General features: G+C 69.2%; 17 protein-coding genes, 1 tRNA gene and 2 pseudogenes. 15 read left to right on the top strand and 5 right to left on the bottom strand.

Going from position 1 to position 19,463, the window contains the following annotated elements:
* Positions 1 to 69: 69 nt before the first annotated feature.
* The 5 genes from P1K32_RS05045 to P1K32_RS05025 all read left to right on the top strand — a co-directional run bounded on the left by P1K32_RS05045 (position 70) and on the right by P1K32_RS05025 (position 4,396).
* Positions 70 to 1,056, top strand: a complete 987-nt coding sequence (locus tag P1K32_RS05045; protein ID WP_276251615.1) for a zinc-binding dehydrogenase — start codon at positions 70 to 72, stop codon at positions 1,054 to 1,056.
* A gap of 58 nt (positions 1,057 to 1,114) precedes the next feature.
* Positions 1,115 to 1,492, top strand: coding sequence for a 6-pyruvoyl trahydropterin synthase family protein (locus P1K32_RS05040; RefSeq protein WP_276251614.1), 378 nt, complete (start codon positions 1,115 to 1,117; stop codon positions 1,490 to 1,492).
* 79 nt (positions 1,493 to 1,571) lie between these two features.
* Positions 1,572 to 2,642 (top strand): glycosyltransferase family 4 protein, encoded by a 1,071-nt coding sequence (locus P1K32_RS05035; protein WP_276251613.1) that lies wholly within the window; start codon positions 1,572 to 1,574, stop codon positions 2,640 to 2,642.
* Entirely contained in the window at positions 2,639 to 3,571 is a 933-nt protein-coding gene (locus P1K32_RS05030) for a hypothetical protein (protein ID WP_276251612.1), read from the top strand. The genes P1K32_RS05035 and P1K32_RS05030 overlap by 4 nt, the downstream gene beginning before the upstream one ends.
* 63 nt (positions 3,572 to 3,634) lie before the next feature.
* On the top strand, positions 3,635 to 4,396 hold the full coding sequence (locus tag P1K32_RS05025; RefSeq protein WP_276251611.1) for a GTP cyclohydrolase III: 762 nt from the start codon (positions 3,635 to 3,637) through the stop codon (positions 4,394 to 4,396).
* A gap of 53 nt (positions 4,397 to 4,449) precedes the next feature.
* On the opposite strand, the gene P1K32_RS05020 is transcribed toward P1K32_RS05025, so the two are convergent.
* The 3 genes from P1K32_RS05020 to P1K32_RS05010 form a co-directional block, all read right to left on the bottom strand.
* Positions 4,450 to 5,469, bottom strand: coding sequence for an NADP-dependent oxidoreductase (locus tag P1K32_RS05020; RefSeq protein ID WP_276251610.1), 1,020 nt, complete (start codon positions 5,467 to 5,469; stop codon positions 4,450 to 4,452).
* An 81-nt stretch (positions 5,470 to 5,550) separates the two neighbouring features.
* Positions 5,551 to 6,783, bottom strand: coding sequence for a PQQ-binding-like beta-propeller repeat protein (locus P1K32_RS05015; protein WP_276251609.1), 1,233 nt, complete (start codon positions 6,781 to 6,783; stop codon positions 5,551 to 5,553).
* 51 nt (positions 6,784 to 6,834) lie between these two features.
* Positions 6,835 to 7,257, bottom strand: a complete 423-nt coding sequence (locus P1K32_RS05010) for a DUF2267 domain-containing protein (RefSeq protein ID WP_276251608.1) — start codon at positions 7,255 to 7,257, stop codon at positions 6,835 to 6,837.
* A 220-nt stretch (positions 7,258 to 7,477) separates the two neighbouring features.
* On the opposite strand from P1K32_RS05010, the gene P1K32_RS05005 reads away from it, so the two are divergent.
* A complete protein-coding gene (locus tag P1K32_RS05005; protein WP_276251607.1) occupies positions 7,478 to 7,900 on the top strand; it encodes a universal stress protein in 423 nt (140 codons plus the stop codon).
* Positions 7,901 to 7,916: 16 nt separating this feature from the next.
* On the opposite strand, the gene P1K32_RS05000 is transcribed toward P1K32_RS05005, so the two are convergent.
* Positions 7,917 to 9,152 (bottom strand): PQQ-binding-like beta-propeller repeat protein, encoded by a 1,236-nt coding sequence (locus tag P1K32_RS05000; RefSeq protein WP_276251606.1) that lies wholly within the window; start codon positions 9,150 to 9,152, stop codon positions 7,917 to 7,919.
* Positions 9,153 to 9,347: 195 nt separating this feature from the next.
* Here P1K32_RS05000 and P1K32_RS04995 point away from each other — a divergent pair, with 195 nt between their 5' ends.
* From P1K32_RS04995 to P1K32_RS04960, 9 genes and pseudogenes are all read left to right on the top strand, one after another.
* Positions 9,348 to 9,893 (top strand): PAS domain-containing protein, encoded by a 546-nt coding sequence (locus P1K32_RS04995; RefSeq protein WP_276251605.1) that lies wholly within the window; start codon positions 9,348 to 9,350, stop codon positions 9,891 to 9,893.
* Positions 9,894 to 9,929: 36 nt separating this feature from the next.
* The gene (locus P1K32_RS04990) at positions 9,930 to 10,397 is read left to right on the top strand and encodes a ribonuclease H family protein (protein ID WP_276251604.1); all 468 of its coding nucleotides are present in this window, start codon (positions 9,930 to 9,932) and stop codon (positions 10,395 to 10,397) included.
* Positions 10,398 to 10,452: 55 nt separating this feature from the next.
* Positions 10,453 to 11,355 (top strand): diacylglycerol/lipid kinase family protein, encoded by a 903-nt coding sequence (locus tag P1K32_RS04985; protein ID WP_276251603.1) that lies wholly within the window; start codon positions 10,453 to 10,455, stop codon positions 11,353 to 11,355.
* 215 nt (positions 11,356 to 11,570) lie between these two features.
* Complete coding sequence (locus P1K32_RS04980) at positions 11,571 to 12,986, top strand: sulfatase family protein (RefSeq protein WP_276251602.1); 1,416 nt, start codon at positions 11,571 to 11,573, stop codon at positions 12,984 to 12,986.
* A gap of 6 nt (positions 12,987 to 12,992) precedes the next feature.
* Entirely contained in the window at positions 12,993 to 13,403 is a 411-nt protein-coding gene (locus tag P1K32_RS04975) for a GtrA family protein (protein WP_276251601.1), read from the top strand.
* Positions 13,404 to 13,435: 32 nt separating this feature from the next.
* Positions 13,436 to 14,820: pseudogene (locus tag P1K32_RS17665) on the top strand (hydantoinase/oxoprolinase family protein); the annotation flags it as partial.
* 461 nt (positions 14,821 to 15,281) lie between these two features.
* Entirely contained in the window at positions 15,282 to 15,419 is a 138-nt protein-coding gene (locus P1K32_RS17655; RefSeq protein WP_349682128.1) for a hypothetical protein, read from the top strand.
* Positions 15,416 to 17,049, top strand: a pseudogene (locus P1K32_RS04965) (hydantoinase B/oxoprolinase family protein). The gene P1K32_RS17655 and the pseudogene P1K32_RS04965 overlap by 4 nt, the downstream one beginning before the upstream one ends.
* Positions 17,050 to 17,122: 73 nt before the next feature.
* Positions 17,123 to 17,207, top strand: a tRNA-Ser gene (locus P1K32_RS04960).
* 324 nt (positions 17,208 to 17,531) lie between these two features.
* On the opposite strand, the gene P1K32_RS04955 is transcribed toward P1K32_RS04960, so the two are convergent.
* Positions 17,532 to 19,394 (bottom strand): DUF2070 family protein, encoded by a 1,863-nt coding sequence (locus P1K32_RS04955; protein ID WP_276251600.1) that lies wholly within the window; start codon positions 19,392 to 19,394, stop codon positions 17,532 to 17,534.
* Positions 19,395 to 19,463 lie beyond the last annotated feature (69 nt).

The following is a 19,463-nucleotide window of genomic DNA, read 5'->3' as shown; positions in this document are numbered from 1 at the left end:
TTCAACGCGTCGCTGTCAGTCCGGCATCGCCAGCTCGCCGACCCCACTCCGGAGCCCGCCGAGCGACCGATGACCGGTCGGGCGCTGTACTTCACCGGCGACGAATCGGTGGCGGTCCGTGAGCGCCCCATCACCGACCCCGGCCCCGGCCAGGTCCGCGTACGGACCGAACGGTCGGGTATCAGTCCCGGGACGGAGCTGCTGGTGTACCGCGGAGACGTCTCCTCGGAGCTGTCGACCGACGAGACCATCGACGCCCTCGATGGCACCTTCTCGTACCCGCTGCAGTACGGCTACGCCGCCGTCGGCCGCGTCACCGCCGTCGGTGAGGGGGTCGCCGAGGACTGGCTCGACCGCCGCGTCTTCGCGTTCAACCCTCACGAAAGCCACTTTCTCGCCGACCCCGAGACGCTCGTTCCGACGACGCTCGCGCCGGCCACAGCGGTTCTCATCCCCAACGCCGAGGCGGCGGCGAACTTCGTGATGGACGGCCGGCCGCGCTTTGGCGCGCGCGTCGCGGTGTTCGGCCAGGGCCCGGTCGGGCTGCTGACGACCGCCTTGCTCGGGGAGTTCCCGCTGTCCCAGCTCGTCACGGTCGACCCCTGTGGCCCCCGTCGCGAACTCTCGCGATCGCTTGGCGCCGACCGAGCGGTCGCACCCGGCGACCTCGACGAGCTTTCCGAGCCGGTCGATGTCGCCTTCGAGCTGTCGGGGAACCCGTCGGCCCTCGACGACGCTATCGACGTTACCGGCTACGCGGGCCAGGTCGTCGTCGGCTCGTGGTACGGCACGAAGGACGTCTCGCTCGACCTCGGCGACGCCTACCACCGGAGCCACATCCGCGTCCGGTCCAGTCAGGTGAGCCGCATCGACCCGGACCACGCCGACCGCTGGGACAAGGACCGCCGGCTGGACGAGGTGCGGGACTGGCTGGCCGAGGCCGACCTCTCGGCGCTGCACACCCACACCTTCGACGTCGGGCGCGCGCCGGAAGCGTACCGCCTGCTCGACGAGCGGCCCGAGGACGCGGTTCAGGTCACGCTCACCTACGACTGACTCTCGGACCGACGCTTCTTCCTCCAGATTTAGGAGGCTCGCGTCCCTGGGTTCGGGTATGTATTCGACCACAGTGCTGGCCGACTTCGTGGCACAGCACTATCTCACCGTCCCGGACCCCGGCCCCGAAGGAGAGCCCCACTCCCACCACTACGAGGTGGAACTGTGCTTTCGCGGCCCGGAGTTAAACAAGTACGACTACCTCGTCGACATCGACGACGCGGAAGCGGCGCTGTCGGGTATCGAGGCCCGGTATCGCGATGCGACGCTCAACGACCTCCCGGAGTTCTCGGGGGACAACCCCAGCGTCGAGCGGTTCGCCCGCGTCATCTTCGAACGCGTGACCGAGATCGTCACCGACGACACCGTCACGGAACTGGCCGTCACCGTCTGGGAGGACGACGAGGCCGCCGCGAGCTACGACGCCGCCCTATGAGACGGAGTACTGTAGCGTATGTCCGGATAGCGCCGACCCCGAGGCCGGCGCGTCCCGGTGAATCGCTACAACGAACCGTATGAGGGTCGGGCTGACGCTGTATGGCAGTCTCGACGAGCGCTCCGGCGGGTTCCGCTACGACCGACAGCTCGTGGCGGGGCTGCGTCGGGCCGGCGACACCGTCGAGGTGGTCGAACTCCCCTGGCGTGACTACGGCCGGGGGCTGCTCGACAACGCTTCGCGCGACCTCCGGCGGCGACTCGACGTGGACGTGGACGTGATGCTCCAGGACGAACTGGCCCACCCGTCGCTCGTCCGGACGAACCGCCACCTCAGCTATCCCGTCGTCAGCGTTGTCCACCACCTGCGGGCGAGCGAACCCCGGCCCTTCCGCTCACTCTACGGCGCTGTCGAGCGCCGCTACCTCGACACCGTCGACGGCGTCGTCTGCAACAGCACGACCACGCAGTCCGTCGTCACCGACCTCGGCGTCGACGCCGGGTCGACCGTCGTCGCCCCACCGGCCGGCGACCGCTTCGACCCCGCTATCGACCCGGCGCGAATCGACACACGGGCACACGAGGGGCCGCTTCGGCTGGTCTTCGTCGGCAACATCGAGCACCGAAAGGGGCTGGACACGCTCGTCGACGGGCTCGCGGCCGCCGACGCCGACGCCGAACTCACGGTCGTGGGCCGCCCGGTCGAGGAGCGCTACGCCCGGTCGGTCCGGTCGCGAGTGCACGAAGCGGGCCTCGAGGACCGGGTCCGCTTCACCGGTCGTCTGTCCGACGACGCGCTGGCTTCGACCCTCGATGCCGGCCACGCCCTCGCGCTCCCGTCCCGGTACGAGGGGTTCGGTATCGTCTATCTGGAGGGGATGAGTTTCGGGCTGGCCGCGCTCGCCTCGCGGGCCGGCGGTGCGAGCGACGTCGTCACCGACGGCGAGACGGGCGCGCTCGTCGACCCCGACGACCCGGCTGCCGTCGCCGCGGCCATCGAGACGCTGGCGGGCGACCGCGACCGGCTGGCCGCGATGGGTCGGGCGGCCAGACAGCGATACGAGAGCCATCCGGACTGGGACGAGACGACCGCTCGGGTCCGCGGGCTGCTGTCAGCTGTTGCCGACGTCGACGTGGAGGCGGTAGCGTGACTGACTCCTTCCAGCGGTATCTCCGCGCGAAACGGACCGTAGACGACCGCGCACTCGACCGTCGTCTCGTCGAGTCGCTCCGCGCGGAACTGGCGGCGCGGGCGGCCGAACACAGCGGCCCGTTGCGTGTCCTCGAAATCGGGGCCGGCATCGGGACGATGCTTACCCGGTTTCTCGACTGGGACGTCCTCCCCGAGTGTGACGTCGAGTACGTCGCACTCGACGTCCAGGCCGACAACGTGGCCGCGATGGCCGGCTATCTGACCGAGTGGGCCGTCGACAGCGACGTGACCGTCGACGACGACGCGCCCATCACCCTCGAGGACGGCACGCGACAGGTGACGGTCGAATCCGTCGTCGCCGACGCTATCGACTACGCCGACGGCCACGACGCGGTGGGCCACGGCGGTCGTCCCGGGTACGACCTCCTCGTCGGGGCGGCGCTGCTCGACATCCTCGACCGGGAGGCGCTGGGGACGCTCCTCGGTACTGTGGCCCCCGGCGGGCTGTACTACTTTCCTATCACTTTCGACGGAGCGACGCGGTTCCGGCCCCCACATCCGGCTGACAGCGCCGTCGAAGGCCGCTACCACGACCACATGGACGCGAAGCCGGGCGGGGACAGCCGCGCGGGCGGGGCCGTCCTCGAGCGCCTCCAGCGCCTCGGCGGGGCGACGCTGCTCGGGGTGGCCGGCTCGGACTGGGTCGTCAGACCCGTCGACGGGACCTACCCCGGCGACGAGGCGTACTTCCTCCGGCACATCCTCGACACCGTCGAGGGAGCGGTCGGCGAGCTAGGCGGTGCCGAGGGGCTCGACGACTGGCTGGCCCGGCGCCGCGAGCAGGTCGCCGACGGCGAACTGCTATACGTGACCCACCAGCTCGATTTTCTGGGTCGCGTCGAGCGGCCGGGAGCGCTCGCGGGCTGAGGGCAAGCGGTGGGGCTGGCCGTTTCCCAAACACCGATACGAGCGCACTCCTGAGCAGTCACCGTGACGAACACGCAGGTCTCTCTGATCCAGATAGACAACTACGGCCCCTGGACGACGACGCCCGAACCCCGCCGCGAGGTCGACCTCCAGACGCTGCAGTCGCGGCTCTTTGCCGACGTTGCCCAGCTGGTCGGCGCCCGCGAGGGATACGCCTTCTTCGGGCGGTTCGACAACATGGTAGCCATCACGAACGGGCTGGACCGTGCCGAACACGAGCGAATCCAGGCGTCGCTCGGGAACCGCTATCCCGTGACCTCGAGCGTGAGTATCGCGACCGGGGAGACGCCGGCCGCGGCGCTTGGCGTCGCCTCGCGCCGCCTACAGGAATCCGGGAGCGCCCAGGACAGTGGCCGGCGCGAAGTGCTCCGGGGCGAAACGCTCGCCGACGCCGACCGGACCGATTCCGACGTCCAAATCGCCCACTTCGACGTCGACGACGCGACCGGGAAGTACACCGACCAGCTCAACGAGTTCGACACGTTCATCGAGATCGAACAGGGGTACGCAGAGCTGATGAAACACATGCGCGAGGCCCACGATTCGCTCTCGTTCTTCGTCGGCGGCGACAACGTCATCGCCGTCTGCTCGGCCATGGACAGGGCGGCCTACCGCGACGCTATCGACCACGTTCACGACGCCGTCGGCGTCGAGCTAAAGGTCGGCGTCGGCCGGTCACGAACCCCACAGGTTGCGGGTATGACCGCCAAACACGAACTCGAACGCTGCCGGGAGGACGGCACGGCCGTCGAGCTCGGCTGGTAGGGCGTCGGTCCCCCGCGCGACGGGGCCCGCGTATACTGACGCCCCCACCGGCCTCAGCTCCGCTCGCCGACTTTCACGAGCTGCTTGCCGACGTTCTCGCCCTCGAACAGCCCGAGGAAGGCGTCCGGTGCGTTCTCCAGCCCCTCGGTGATGGTCTCCTCGTACTGGAGCTGGCCGGTCTGGATGAACCCGCCCAGCCGCTCCAGTGCGTGGCCCCAGCGGTCTTGATAGTCACCGACGAGAAAGCCCTCGACGCTGGCGCGGGTCTGGATGAGCTGTGCGAGCTTGCGCGGCCCGGTCGGCTGTTCGGTCGCGTTGTAGATGGAAATCTGCCCGCAGACGGCGACCCGAGCGTTGCGGTTCAACTGCCCCCAGACGGCGTCGGTGATGGGGCCGCCGACGTTGTCGAAGTAGCAGTCGACGCCGTCGGGACAGCGCTCTGTGAACGCAGCTGTTAGGTCGTCGGTCGTCTGGTAGTTCACCGCCGCGTCGAAGCCAAGGTCGTCGGTGAGCCAGTCACATTTCTCGTCGCTGCCGGCGACGCCGACGACGCGGGCGCCCGCTATCGAGGCGACTTGGCCCGCGACGGAGCCGACGGCGCCGGCGGCTGCCGAGACGACGACGGTGTCGCCGGGGTCGGGGTCGGCGACGTCGGTCATCCCGAAGTAGCCGGTGATACCGGGCATCCCCAGCACGCCCAGCGCGGTCGAGACGGGCGCCAGGTCGGGGTCGACCTGCCGGAGCTCGTCACCGTCTGCGACGGCGTGGTCGGCCCACAGCAGGTTCCCGGTGGCTACGTCGCCGGGCGAGAAGCCGTCGTGGTTCGATTCGACGACCTCGCCGACGACGCCGGCCTCCATGGGCTCGTCGACGCCCCATGGCTCGGCGTAGGACTCCGCGTCGCGCATTCGCCCGCGCATATAGGGGTCGACCGAGAGATACAGCGTCCGGACCAGCACCTCGCCGGGGCCTGGTTCGGGGCGGGAAACGGTCACCAGCTCGAAGTTCTCGTCGGTGGGTTCGCCGGTCGGTCTGCTCGCCAGTCGCCACTGTCGGGTCTGTTCGTCAGTCACGATCGAACATCGCGCTCGCGAGGGGTGAAGGTTGGGACTCGACGGCTCGACCTGTCGCGTCGTGCCGGCGACCGGGGCCTGTCACACTGTCATGGCGTACAGCTTCTCCGCCGGGAAGTACGCGACGCCGTCGACGACGGCGGGCGCGCGGTTCCCGGCCCCGCTCGACTGGTCAGTCCCGTAGCGCCACACCTCGCTCCCGTCCGCGGTCGAGAAACAGGCCAGCTCCCCCAGTCCCGGGACGTAGAGGTGGCCGTCGGCGACGACAGGCGTGCCGTCGAGACCGGTCTCGGTGGTGTACCGGCGCTCCCCCGTTTCGAGGTCGTACGCAGAGAGGCCCCAGGCGGCGACGACGTGGACCTGGTCGCCGGCCACGGCGGGTGAGTGAGTCACCGTCGCCCCGCCGTTGGCGCTGTATCCGGTTACCTCGGCCGCCCACTGTTCGGTCCCGTCGCTGCGAGCGTAGGCGCGGAGGGTGTCCTCGCCCCCGACGACGACGGTGTCGTCGACGACCGTCGGCGGTGCCGTCACCGTCGCCTGTGGCGATGCGGCCCAGCGCTCTTCGCCCGTCTCTGCGTCCAGCGCCTGTAGCGTGCGTCCGCCGACGTAGACGGTGCCGTCGGCGACCGCCGGCGTCGGAAAGTAGTACTCTGCGTCTATGTCGGTCTGCCACTGGACCGTCCCGTCGGCGACCGACAGCGAGAATACACGTCGCTCGTCGATGGTGCTCCCGGCGACGTAAACCGAGCCGTCGGCGACGGCGATACCGGAGTCGAGGTCCCGTGAGACCGACCACAGCTTCTCGCCCGTCGACCGGTCGAGGCCGACGACCATGCCGCTTACGACGGCGAGGACGACGTCGTCGGTCACGGCAGTCTGGCCGGCGCCGTTGGTCTCGCCGTAGGACTGCTCCCACACGACCGACCCGTCGACGCCGTCGAGCGCGTAGACGACGGTCTCGGCCTCGTCGTTGTCGTCGATGGTTCCCTCGGCCACGTACACCGTCCCGTCGGCGAGCGTCGGCGACCCAAGCTGGTGGCCCGACTCGACGCCGCCACCGCCGAACTCGAACGCCGGGCCGACGTCGCCGGTCGGTCCGCGCACATCCGGAACCGACCCGCTGTTTTCCGCGTCGTACTGAAACTGCGGGAAGGCCTCGTCGACCGCGTCGATGGTCGGGGTCTCTTCGCTCGTCGGCGTCCCGTCGCTGGTCGGTGTGGCTGTGTCCGCAGCGCTACTCTCGCCCCCACAGCCGGCCAGTGTGGCGGTGACGCCGCTCGCGACTGTCGCGAGGACCGCACGTCGTCGATGCATAATTCGACCGGCGAACGACTCGATTATAACTCCTTCGTCGGCACGCCGCGGTCAGCTGTGCTCGTGCCACCCGCCGGCGTCGACGACCTCGAAGAGGTTCCCCCACCCTTCGTCGTCGTCGCTCTCGGGCAGTGCGTCCCGAAGCTGCTGGAAGTCAGACTCGGGGACCACCGACTCGACGAGGTCCACGACGACACGGGCGTGGTAGGCCGCGTCGGCGCGGTCGACGCCCTCGATGTCGGCGACCCGGGTGAGATACGCCGACCAGTCGAAGCGCTGACCGTGTTCGTGGACGCCGCCGGTCATGTACCACTTGACCTCCATGGGCAGGGACGCGGCCAGGTCCTCGGCATGGCCCGCCGGGAGCCGCTCGCCCAGTGGCAACAGCGTCGCCCGAATCGCCCGGAGCGTCTCGCCGGTCCCGGCCAGTTCCAGTCGGTGCTGTACCTCGCCGGTGAACTCGTCGAAGTCCATGGCGATGAATTTGTTGCAGAATTGTTATATAGTTTCGGCCGGACGGAATCGCCCAGCGGTCCGACGCCGAAATCGGTGTGAGTTGCGTGCCATTCGGAAGCTATCTGGCGGTTCGAATCGCCGAGGTAGCCGGGCGCCAATCCGGCCGACCACCGCTAACCCGCCCCTATCTGCCGGAACAGAGACGGTACTTTTGTTGTCTCGCTGCCAAATCTGTGGCATGTACGATAAAGTTCTCGTCCCGACCGACGGGAGCGACCACGCGGACCGCGGCGTCGACTACGGGATGGACCTCGCGGCCGAAAACGACGCGCAGCTTCACGTCCTCTTCGTCGTCGACGAGTCGGTCTACGGTGGGACGCCGGCCCTTAGCAGCTACGAGGCGTTTCTGGAGGAGCTAGAGGAGCAGGCCGAAGACCTCACCGAAGATATCGTAGAGGACGCGACCGAGCGCGGTATCGACACCACGCTCTCTGTCCGTCGTGGCGTCCCCCACGACACTATCTGTCGCTACGCCGACCAGGAGGACATCGACGTCATCGTCATGGGCAAACGCGGCGCGGCGGGGGTGAAATCGCCCCAGCTGGGCTCGGTGACGAATCGGGTGCTCCGCCAGGCGCCCGTTCCGGTCATTCCGGTGTGACCGTGGGCTCGTCGCCCTACCCCGCGATGGCGTACAGCCGCTCGGCGGGGAAGAACGCCACGTTGTCGGCGATGACCGGCGCGGCCCCCTGCGGACTGTTCCGCTGGTGTGTCCCGTAGGTCCACTCGGTGCTCCCGTCACTCGCGTCCCGGCAGGTCAGTTGCCCGGGGCCGAACAGGTAGATGAAGCCGTCGGCGAGGACGGGCGTGCCGTTGACGCCCATCTCGACGCTGTAACGTTGCTGGCTCCCCGTGAGGCTCAGCGCCGTCAGCCCTCTGTCGGCGACGGCGTAGATGGTCTCGTCGGTCACCGCGGGCGGGTTCGTGACCGACGGCGACTCCAGGTTGCCGTACGTCTCGACGTCGTTGCTCCACAGTTCGCTCCCGTCGGCTCGGTCGAGCACGCGCACGTCGGTTCCGGAGCCGACGACGACCCGTTCGCCGGTGACTGTCGCCGGCGCTGTGACGCCGTACTCGGCGCGCCAGCGCGTCTCCCCGGTGGCCGTGTCGACCGCCTGTAACGACTCTCCACCGGTGTAGACTGTCTCGCCGTCGACGGCGGGGGTCACGGGGTCCGTGCCGGCGTCGACTGGGGTCGACCACTCGAGCGCGCCGTCGCCGACCGAGAGGGCATAGAGGGCGTTGCTCCCGTCCTCCCGACCGACGACGTAGACGGTGTCGCCATCGACGGCGATACCCGACGTGACCGTGCGGTCGAACGACCACTGCTCGATGCCGGTCGCGGCGTCCAGCCCGACCAGTTCGTCACCGGCTGTCGCCAGGACCCGCTCGTCGGTCACGGCAGTGGGGCCGGCGGCGTTCGTCCCCCGGTACATCGTCGCCCACTGCCTGGTCCCGTCGACAGCGTCGACCGCGTAGACGAACGTCTTGCTGTCACCAGTGCTGTCGATGCGCCCCTCGGTCAGGTACAGACGGCCGTCGCGAAGCGACGGCGACCCCATCCGGTGGCCGGGGGTGAAGCTTGCCTGTCCGAACTCGAACAGCGACGTGATCGCTCCCGTCGGTCCGGAGACGTCCGGGACGGCCCCCGAGTTCGCGGCGTCGTACTGGTACTGCGGATACGTCTTCTCGACGGTTTCGGGAACCCGGACCTCGGCCCCTTCGACCGCGGTTGCAGTCGTGTTGTTGCCGTTCCCTCCGGTATCGCGGCCGAGCAACCCCGGGCAGCCGGCGAGCGCTCCAGTCACGACGCTACCTACTCCCGCGAGAAACGAGCGTCGTCGACTGTCCATGTTCCGACAGTCACGTCTACAAATAAAAACACTTCGTCCTGTTCACGACTCGACAGGCGCCGTGGTAGGCGTATACTACGAAACGTATCTGTGGCGGTAGCGCTCGCTTATACTGCCGGCAGTAGGACGCCCGTCACCGTCGCGGGCCGTGCCTATCCAACAGCGATTTGAGGATATTCGCCGTAGGGACAGGCGATGTCCACCAGAGAGCGGCTCCGGGAGCTACTGACGTGTGTGGAGTCGGTGTTCCCGTCGGCGGCACGGTCGTTCCTCGCGGCCCACGACGGCGACCCGGAACGGGTCGACCGGGCCGAGGCCGACCTCGCGACACTGGTCGACCTCCCGCCGGCCGCGGTGACCTCGCTATCGGCTCACGAGCGCGAACTTTGCCGGCGGCTGTGGGTGCTCGACCGCGCACCGCTCGGTATCACCCTGGCCGGGCCCGTCTACCAGGACAATCCCGTCATCTACGTCACCCAGACGTTTCGGGAGCTGACGGGCTACTCGCTGTCGGCGGTCCGGGGCGAGAATCTCCGCCTGCTGCAGGGTCCCGACACCGAGTCCGACGCGGTCGACGCGCTGTCCGAGGCCGTCGAGATATGGGAACCCGTGACCGTCGAGCTGTGGAACTACCGCGCCGACGGCGAGCGCTTTCGCAACCGCGTCTCGCTGGTCCCGCTCCCCGACGACGACGGGATGCTCGCGAACTGGGCGGGGCTCCAGGAGCGCGTCGAGCGGTAGCGACGGGTCTTTGGCTCGGTCGCCCGACCGTTCGCTATGGTGTCTTCAGACGACGGGAGCGATTCGCCGCGCTCGACGTTCGCCCCGTCGCTGTCGCTGTACTTCGACGCGAGCGTCCACTACGGGCCCGACAACGCGACGCCGACCTCGGCGGCGGTGGGGTTTCTCGTCGAGAGCGGCGCGACGACACACATCGAGCGGTCGCTGTCGGTCGACGCGTTCGTCTCACCGGCCCATCTGGAGTACCGGGCGCTGCTTGAGGCTGTGCGAGCGGTCGCCGCGACAGACGACCGGGTCGCGTCGTTGCACGTCCACGGCGACGCCGACGCCGTGATTCGGTCGGTCGACCCAGACCACCCGGCGACGCCGGGCGACCGGGTCTGTCGGACCCGGGTCGAGGCCATCCGCGAGGCCGTCGCGGAGATTCCGGTCGTCACCTATCGCGTCGTCGGCCGCGGCGAGAACGAACGGGCACACCGACTCGCGCGGGCGGGCCATCGATGACCCGTCTGAACCGCTGAGCAACTAGTATAAATACGGCTGTCCGCTGCGTGTAGATATGCAGATCGGAACGCGGCGCGCCGTCCTCAACCCCGTCAGTGGCGACGGCGACCACGCCGACGCCGTCGAGCGGCTGCTCTCGGCCCGTGGCTTTGCCGTCTCCCGGACCGAGGGCCCGGGCGACGCGCTCGACCTCGGCCGGGCGGCCGGCGAGGCCGGGGCGTCCGAAGTCGCCGTCGCGGGCGGGGACGGCACGGTCAACGAGGTCCTCCGGGGGCTGGCCCGGGCCGACCACCTCGACGAGGTGACGCTGTCAGTGATTCCGGTCGGGACCGCGAACCTGCTGGCGGGGACTATCGGTGTCACCGACCGCCGCCAGGCCGTCGAGGTCGCCGACACCGGCGACGTGCGGACCATCGACGTGGGCTTTGCGGACGAGGAGCCGTTTCTCGTCTCCTGTATCGCCGGGTTGCCGGCCGAGGCCAGTCTTGCGGCCTCCAGCGACCTGAAGTCGCGGTTCGGGACGCTGGCCTTCCTCGTGACCGGCGCGCAGGAAGCCATCGAGTTCGACGGGCTGGATATCGCCCTGGAGGCCGTCGGCGAAGACGGCCCCGTCAGCTGGTCCGGCTCGGCGACGTGTCTGCTCGTGGGCAACGCCCGGAAGTTCGTCGAACGGGGCGGCCAGGCCGACATGGAAGACGGACTGCTAGACGTCGCCATCGTCGAACGGATGCCGACCGGTAACCTCGTCGCCGAGGCCATTGGCCACCGGCTGCTGGCGACCGACACCGAGGGGGTCACGCACGTCCGTGCGACGGCGCTGTCCGTCGACGGCCACGGCGACCCGGTCACCTTCAGCCGGGACGGTGAAGTCACCGAGCACGAGCGGCTGGATATCCGCGTGCGCGAACGAACATTAGATCTCAGAGTCGGTCCGGGCTACGACCCCAACCAACGGTGACATATCTCACCCGATGACTGGTCCAGAAGCTGGCTGCCCCGCGCTACTGGCCACAGGACACTTTGTTTCATCACCGGGGGGCCGGTACAACCAGAAGCTTCAGTATCGCGTGTCCAATGTAGGTCCGTATGAACGCTTCGTGCTGTGCTGTGCGACGAGACCCGGCGGTTCGTCGCGTCGCCGACCCTCCCCGACAGCGGTTGGAGGTGCGCTAGATGCCGGCCGCCGTGGATAACGTCGTTCTCGTCACCATCGACTCCCTGCGACAGGACGCACTGGGCGGCGAGGACACCGCCTCGCCGGTGCTCGACGACCTCGCCGCCCGCGGGGTCGACTTCGAGAACGCCATGGCCCAGGGCAACTGGACGCCCTTCTCTTTTCCCTCTATACATGGCTCCCGCCCCGTCTTCGAGGAAGGGCCTGACATCGGCGTGGCCGCCTCGCCGACGCTCGCCGAGCAGCTTTCCGACGCCGGTCTGCGAACCGGGGGATTCAACGCCGCCAACGGCTTCCTGACCGACCACTGGGGGTACGACCGAGGCTTCGACGAGTTCGAGCCGTTCGTCGACGGGAGCGGCTTCCTCGCCAGGCACCCGACCATCCAGGGGTGGGTGCAACTGGGCACCTCGCCGTTCCGGCGGGTCGCCGATGTCCTCGGCGGCGGCGACGACGACCGGCCAGTCGCCGACGCGTCCCGGATGGGGGAACTCGAGGACCACGCGACGGAGTTTCTGCAGACCTCCGACGACGGCTTCTTCCTGTGGGTCCACTACATGGACACCCACACCCCATACGTCCCGGCCCCGCGACACCTCCGGGAAGTGTCGGACACCCACTTCGGCCTGTTCGGGATGCTGTGGTCGCACTTCCGGACGGGGATGGGGTGGGACGTCGACGAGCGCACCCTCGGCACCCTCCGGACGCTGTACGATGGGACCGTCAGGCAGGTCGACGCGAGCGTCGGCCGGCTGCTTGCGACCCTGGAAACGGAGGGTATCGCCGACGACACCGCTATCGTCGTCGCGGGCGACCACGGCGAGGAGTTCCTGGACCACGGCCATCTCTCGCATTACCCCAAGCTCTACCGCGAACTCATCGACGTCCCTCTCTTCGTTACCCACCCCGACGGCGAGTCCGGCACGGTCCACGAACCCGTCGGGCTCGACGTGATTCCGCCGACGGTGTGTGACCTGCTCGGCGTCGACCCGGCCGACGCGTGGGCGGGACAGAGCGTCGCACCGGCCCTCGACGGCGAGGCTATCGACGGGCGCGGGCCGATTATCTCCGTCGCGGTCCGGGGCGAGAGCGTGACGACCCAGCCGATTCCCCGCCACCGCGAGGACGGCGAACTGCTCGTCAGCGCCCGAGACGCCCGCTGGACGCACATCGAACACACGGAATCGGACCACTGCGAGCTGTACGACCGGCGCACCGACCCCGACGAACAGGTCGACCTCTGTGCCGACGAGACCGACGACGAGGCTCCGCCGCCCGTCATCGACCGCCTGTCCGCGGCGGTCGCCGACCACGTCGACAGGCTGGACTCGGCGCCAGAGGGTGGCCAACGCGACGATTCCGGCGGCGAATCCGAGGAAATAACCGCACGGTTAAAGGCGCTCGGCTATAAATAGCGCCTCATGTCGTTTGGCGTCGCCACGTCGCCGCGACGGGAGCGACTCGTTCGGTTCTTCCTCGTGGGCTGTACGGCCGCGGGTATCCAGCTCGCGCTCCTGTGGCTGTTCGTGGACATCGCTGGCGCGAACTACCTCGTCGGTGCCTTCGTCGCCATCGAACTGACCATCCTGTTTCAGTACGTGCTCAACAACGCCTGGACGTTCCACCGCTCGCGTCACTCCTCGATGCGCGAGTACGCCGTCGGACTGGGCAAGACGAACCTGGTCCGGGGGACGGCCATCCCGCTGCAGCTTGGCATCCTCTACGTGCTGGTGACGATGGGCACCGCCGAGTACCTCATCGGGAACGCCGTCGCCATCGGCGTCACCGGGCTGTACCGGTACGCCCTCGATGCGGCCTGGACCTGGAACTAGGCGTTTTTATCGCGGGCGGTCGCAGACGGGCCATGGACGATTCGGTACGTGTCGGCGTCGACGTCGGCGGCACCTTCACCGACGTAGTGGCGGTCGGGCCAGACGGGCTGACGACGGCGAAGGTCCCCTCGACGACACCCCAGCACGAGGGCGTCGTCAGAGGTATCGAGGCGGCCTGTGGGACCGCCGATATCGAGCCCAGTGACGTCGACCGGTTCCGCCACGCGATGACCGTCGCGACGAACGCCTTACTCGAAACGGACGGTGCCGAGACGGCGCTGGTGACGACGGCCGGCTTCGGGGACGTCCTCGCCATCGGCCGGCAGGCCAGGCCCGATCTGTACGACCAGTCGGTCGCCCGGCCCGACCCGCTCGTGCCCGACGCGCGCCGGTACGAACTCGACGAGCGAGCGACGCCCGAAGGTATCGAGCAACCGGTCGATCCCGACGCGGTCCGTGCCCTCGCGGCCGATATCGACGCCGACGCGGTCGCGGTCTCGCTGCTACACGCCTACGCCCACCCCGAGAACGAGCGCCGCGTCGCCGAGATTCTGCGCCGGGAACTCGATGCTCCCGTCTCGGCCAGCGACGAGGTGCTTGGCGCGTTCCGGGAGTACGAACGCACCGCGACGACGGTGGCCGACGCCTTCGTGACGCCGGTGCTCTCGACGTATCTCGGACACCTCGAGGCCGAAGCCCGCGAGCTGGGACTGCCAGAGCCTCGCGTGATGCAGTCCAACGGCGGTATCGCCGATATCGGGACCGTCAGGGACAACGCCGTGACGACGGCGCTGTCGGGGCCGGCCGCGGGCGTCGTCGGCGCCAGCGCGTTCGAACCCGTCGACGCTGACGGCCTCGTGACCTTCGACATGGGCGGGACCTCGAGCGACGTCTCGCTCGTTCGGGACGGGGGCGTCGAGCGGACGACCGACGCCGACGTGGGCGACCGCCCCGTTCGCGTGCCGATGGTCGACGTCGAGACCGTCGGTGCCGGCGGGGGCTCCATCGCCTGGGTCGACTCGGGGGCGCGCTGCGTGTGGGCCCCGAGTCGGCCGGCGCGGAGCCGGGGCCGGCCTGTTACGGGCGGGGCGGGTCCGACCCGACCGTGACCGACGCCGCCCTCGCGCTGGGGTATCTCGGTCCCGAGACGACCCTGGGCGGCGACGTCTCCCTTGACGTCGACGCGGCCCGGGCGGCCCTGGCCGACCTCGCTCGCGAGGCTGACCTGGACGGCCCGCTCGACGCCGCCCGCGGGGTCTACCGGGTCGCCAACGCGACGATGACCCGGACCATCCGCTCGGTCACCGCCGAACGGGGCCACGACCCCCGCGAGTTCGCCATCGCGGCCTTCGGCGGCGCCGGCCCGATGCACGCCGCCGCGCTCGCGGACAGACTGGGCGTCGAGACGGTCGTCGTCCCACGGGCAAGCGGCGTCCTCTCTGCGCTCGGGCTACTGGCGGCCGACGAGCGCCACGACGCGGTCCGCACCTACCGGACGACGCTCGACGCGGCCGACCCCGAGGCCGTCCGAGAGGTACTGGACGACCTCGAAACTCGGGTGCTTGCGGAGACGGCCGAGCCCAGAGCCGCCACCGTCGCGTTCGAGGCCGACTGCCGCTACGCCGGCCAGAGCCACGAACTCGGGGTGGCAGTCGGGGAGTTCGACCCCGACGACCTCGACGCTCGCTTCCACGCGGCCCACGAGCGCGCCCACGGCTACCGGCTGGATGCGGCCGTCGAACTCGTCACGCTCCGGGCGACTGCGACGGTCGGTCACGAGTTACCGTCCATCGGTCACGAGGCGGGTGGAGACGATGAGGAGCGACGGACACGTGATGTTTCCTTCGACGGCGAGTTCAGGGAGACGCCGGTGCTGTCGTGGGGGCACTCGGCGCGGGCGACACGGCGGACGGCCCGGCCATCGTCGCCGGTGGCGAGAGCACCGTCGTCGTCCCGCCGGGCTGGTCACTGACCGTCGACGAGCGGGAGACGCTTCGACTGGAGGCAAAATTATGACCGACCACGACATCGACGCGATAGAACTCGAAATCCTCCGGAATCAACTGGAGAGCGTCGCCGAAGAGATGGGCGAGGTGCTGGTTCGGGGGGCGTTCTCGCCGAACATCACCGAGCGACGGGACTGCTCGACGGCGCTGTTCGACGCCCAGGGCCGGCTCGTGGCCCAGGCCGAGCATATCCCGGTCCACCTGGGCGCGATGCCGGAAGCCGTCGACGCCGTGCTGGACCGCGAGCCCGAGCCCGGGGACGTGTTCGTCCTGAACGACCCCTTCGCCGGCGGAACCCACCTGCCGGACGTGACACTCGTTTCGCCTATCAGCGAGGCGCACTGCGCCTCGAAGAAGTCGAGCGGACAGCGAGGCGGTGACACCGCCTCGACGGAGACGGCGGAGCCGTCTCTCAGTCCGCGAGACCCCGACGACCGAATCGTCGGGTACGCCGTCTCCCGGGCCCACCACGCCGACGTGGGCGGGATGGCGCCGGGAAGTATGCCCGCCGGCGCTCGGGACATCCAGCAGGAGGGCCTCCGGATTCCACCGACCCGGCTCGTCGCCGCCGGCGAGCGCGTCGAGGCCGTCTGGAACCTCATCACGGCGAACGTCCGGAACCCGGCCCAGCGCCGGGCCGACCTGCGGGCCCAGCTGGGCGCGAACGAGCGGGGCGCGGAACGCGTCGGCGAGCTGCTTTCCGACCACGGCGAGGTGTTGCTTTCGGCGTTCGACGCCGTCCGGGAGTACTCCTGCAAGCGCGTCGAGGCGGAACTGGCCGCGTTCCCCGACGGGACCTACACCGCGACGGACCAGCTGGAGGGCGACGGCGTCTCCGACGCCGACGTGCCCATCGAGGTGACGGTCACCGTGGAGGGTCCAACGCTGTCGGTCGACTTCTCGGGCACTGCCCCGCAGGTCGCGGGCAACGTCAACGCGCCGCTTTCGGTCGCCAAGAGCGCGGTGTACTTCGCGGTCCGCTCGGTGACCGACCCGGACGTGCCGCCCAACGCGGGCTGTTATGCCCCTATCGAGGTCCACGCGCCCGCGGGGACGGTGCTTAACCCCGAGCCGCCGGCGGCCGTCGTCGGCGGCAACGTCGAGACGAGCCAGCGCGTCGCCGACGTGGTCTTTCGGGCGTTAGCCGAGGCGGTCCCCGACCGGGTCCCCGCCGCCGGTCAGGGGACGATGAACAACCTCGTCGTCGGCGGGAGCGACTTCAGCTACTACGAGACCATCGGCGGCGGGATGGGCGCCAGCAGCGACGGGGACGGCCCCAGCGGCGTCCAGGTCGGGATGACGAACACGCTGAACACGCCCGTCGAGGCGCTGGAAGTCGCCTACCCGCTCCGTGTCGAGGCCTACGCACTCCGCCGGGGAAGCGGCGGGACGGGTCGGCAGACGGGCGGCGACGGACTCGTCCGCGAGCTCACCGTCGAGACCGACGCCACCGTCTCCCTGCTGACCGAGCGCCGACGACACGCCCCGTGGGGCTGGCCGGCGGCGAGGACGGCGCCGTGGGCCGAAATCACGTCGATGGCGAGGCCGTGCCTGCGAAGGTGACCCGCGAGGTCGACGCCGGCACGACGGTCCGCATCGAGACGCCGGGCGGGGGCGGCTACGGCGACGCGAGCGAGTAGCGGCTGGCGCGTGCTACCGATTCTCTCGGCCAATCGAAACGCCTAAAGAGCAGACGGCGGAACGTGAGAGTGAGCCGAGGTAGCCTAGCCTGGCCAAGGCGGTTGCCTCGAAAGCAACTGTCCTCACGGACTCAGGAGTTCAAATCTCCTCCTCGGCGTCTCACCGACACAACTCACGAGCGGAGCGAGTGCTGTGTCGGTGAGCGATACAGTGGAGATTTGAATGAGACCAGTCGCGCGCAGTGTGCGAGCACGTCTGGGCGTAGTTCAAATCTCCTCCTCGGCGTTTTACTGGCGCAATCTGACGAGCGTAGCGAGTGCTGTGTCGGTGAGCGGTACAGTGGAGATTTGCGCCGACGAGTCGCAGCCCTGAGCCGAACGAAGTGAGGCGAGGGGACCGTCTCGGCTCGTTCAAATCTCCTCCTCGGTGTGCAGCACATACGACGAGCGCAGCGAGTCGGCACAAAGAGAGCCCCGGGCCGCTACACGCCGGCGACGAGGAAGATGAGGACGCTGACGGCCATCACCGCGAGGATGAACGCTGCCGCCAGCGCGCCGCCCATCGACACCATCGCGTTGGCCGTCGAGGCTAGCGTCTCGGTGCGGTCGTTGCCGAACACCGTGACCTCGGCCCGTTCGCTCGCCATCCCGGCTTCGACCGGTTCGAGGTCGTCGATGGCGTCGTTGACCAGCGCCGTTATCTGCTCTATGACCTCGCTCTCGGGGATGGCCTGGCCGACCTGGTTCTCGGCCTCCATCGTGTTGACGATGTGGGTGTCGCTGGTCATCACTTCCACCGCGTCGACACCCTCGATGGCCTCCAGGATGCGCTCGCGCAGGCCGGGCTCCATGTTGTTCCCGTCGACGAGGACGTACGCCGTCCGCGTCTCGCCGACCTCGAAGACGGCGACCCGGATACCCAGCGGGCCAATGCCCTCCTCGGGGACCCAGTCGGTCTCCGCCCAGGCGACGCCACAGCGGAGCTGCCCCCGCTCGGCGTCGGCCAGCGTCTCGCCGAGCTGGCCGGCCCCGTGTATCATGTCGAAGGAACGCTGGCTCCCGGGGACGACGTGGCCCAGGTCCTCGCCCTCCAGCCCGTCGTTGCAGTTGTGGGCGTCGACCAGCAACACGTCGTCTAACCCGCCGCTGCGGGCCTCCGACATCGCCGAGAGGCCGACCGCGTAGTCCACGTCGTCGGCACAGCCCGGCGAGTAGGTTGTCACGACCATGGCGTCCTCGCCGAAGGCCTGCCCGAGCAGGCTCGCCTCGCCCTCATCGTGACGGTGACCCGCCGTCGCCTCGGCGCTGTACTCGATGGTCTCGAAGGCCCGCTCGGCGGCGTCGAGGATTGTGTCGACCTCGTTCTCGGTGACGAGATTGAAGTCGTGGCCCGCGGTGGCGTGTGGCGGGAAGGCGACCCCGTCGGCGACCTCGGCGACCCGCTTGGGGAGGTTGCCCCCGCCTATCTCACCCATCGGCCCCGGGTGTATCATCGGCAGGACGAAGCGGGCTTTCTCCTCGCCGTCGGGTCGCCGGACCGCGAGGACGGTGACGGGGACGATGGCCTCCTCGCCGATGTCCTCGAAGAACGTCTCTAGCTCGTCCGAGCCCTCCGCGAGGTAGCCGACGAAACCCCGCAGGAAATCCAGCGCCGAGACGCCAAGCGAGGAGCGCCACGGGCGGTCGATGGCAACCAGGAACACCCACACGGCCAGCGCGTACAGCAGACAGATGCCCGCAAGCAGGACGAAATCGGCCGGGATAAACCCCTGCAACGCCGGCGGCGCCTGTTCGGAGCGGGCCAGCAGCTGTCTCAGCTGGGGGTCGTCCAGGATGTAGGTGGTCGCTCCGCCGTAGACCGCGAGCATCCCCGCCGCGGCGACGGTCTGGACGCTGGCCGGCACGACCGCCTGCAGGAAGCTGTATCGGGAGACGGCAAGCAGGATGAGCAGCCGGAACGCGAAGATAGAGGCTAACGCGACCAGCAAGACGTCGAAGACGAAGTTCGCGCCGAGCCGGGCGCTGACGAGGGCGATGACGCCCGCCACCGTCAGGAAGGCGATGGTGATACACTCACAGACGAGCGCGAGCAGCGAGGCCCGGTTCGGGGTGAGTTGGCCGCCCATCCGGCGGTCGACCCACGGCGTCACCGCGCCGGCGATGGCCGTGGGCAGCCCGATGAAGAAGATTCCCTGCCAGGCGTCGTCGAGGACGAACCGCGAGTCGAAGGCCGCGACGCCGGTCAGCGCAGCGATGAACAGGGCAAATGCGAGGCTGGCGTACCAGTTCGGCGCCCGGAAGATGAACCGGGAGAGGCTCGCAAGATTCCCCTGTGTGGCAGTCATTTATTCATCACATCCAGTCGCGCTATATAAATCCAGCCGCTCCGGTCGGCACCCTCGAAATCGCCCGAC

The sequence above is a fragment of the Haloarcula rara genome, assembly GCF_029338235.1.
Taxonomy (GTDB): domain Archaea; phylum Halobacteriota; class Halobacteria; order Halobacteriales; family Haloarculaceae; genus Haloarcula; species Haloarcula rara.
The sequence above is the reverse complement of the archived record's forward strand: the minus strand, read 5'-3'. Positions and strand labels throughout refer to the sequence as shown.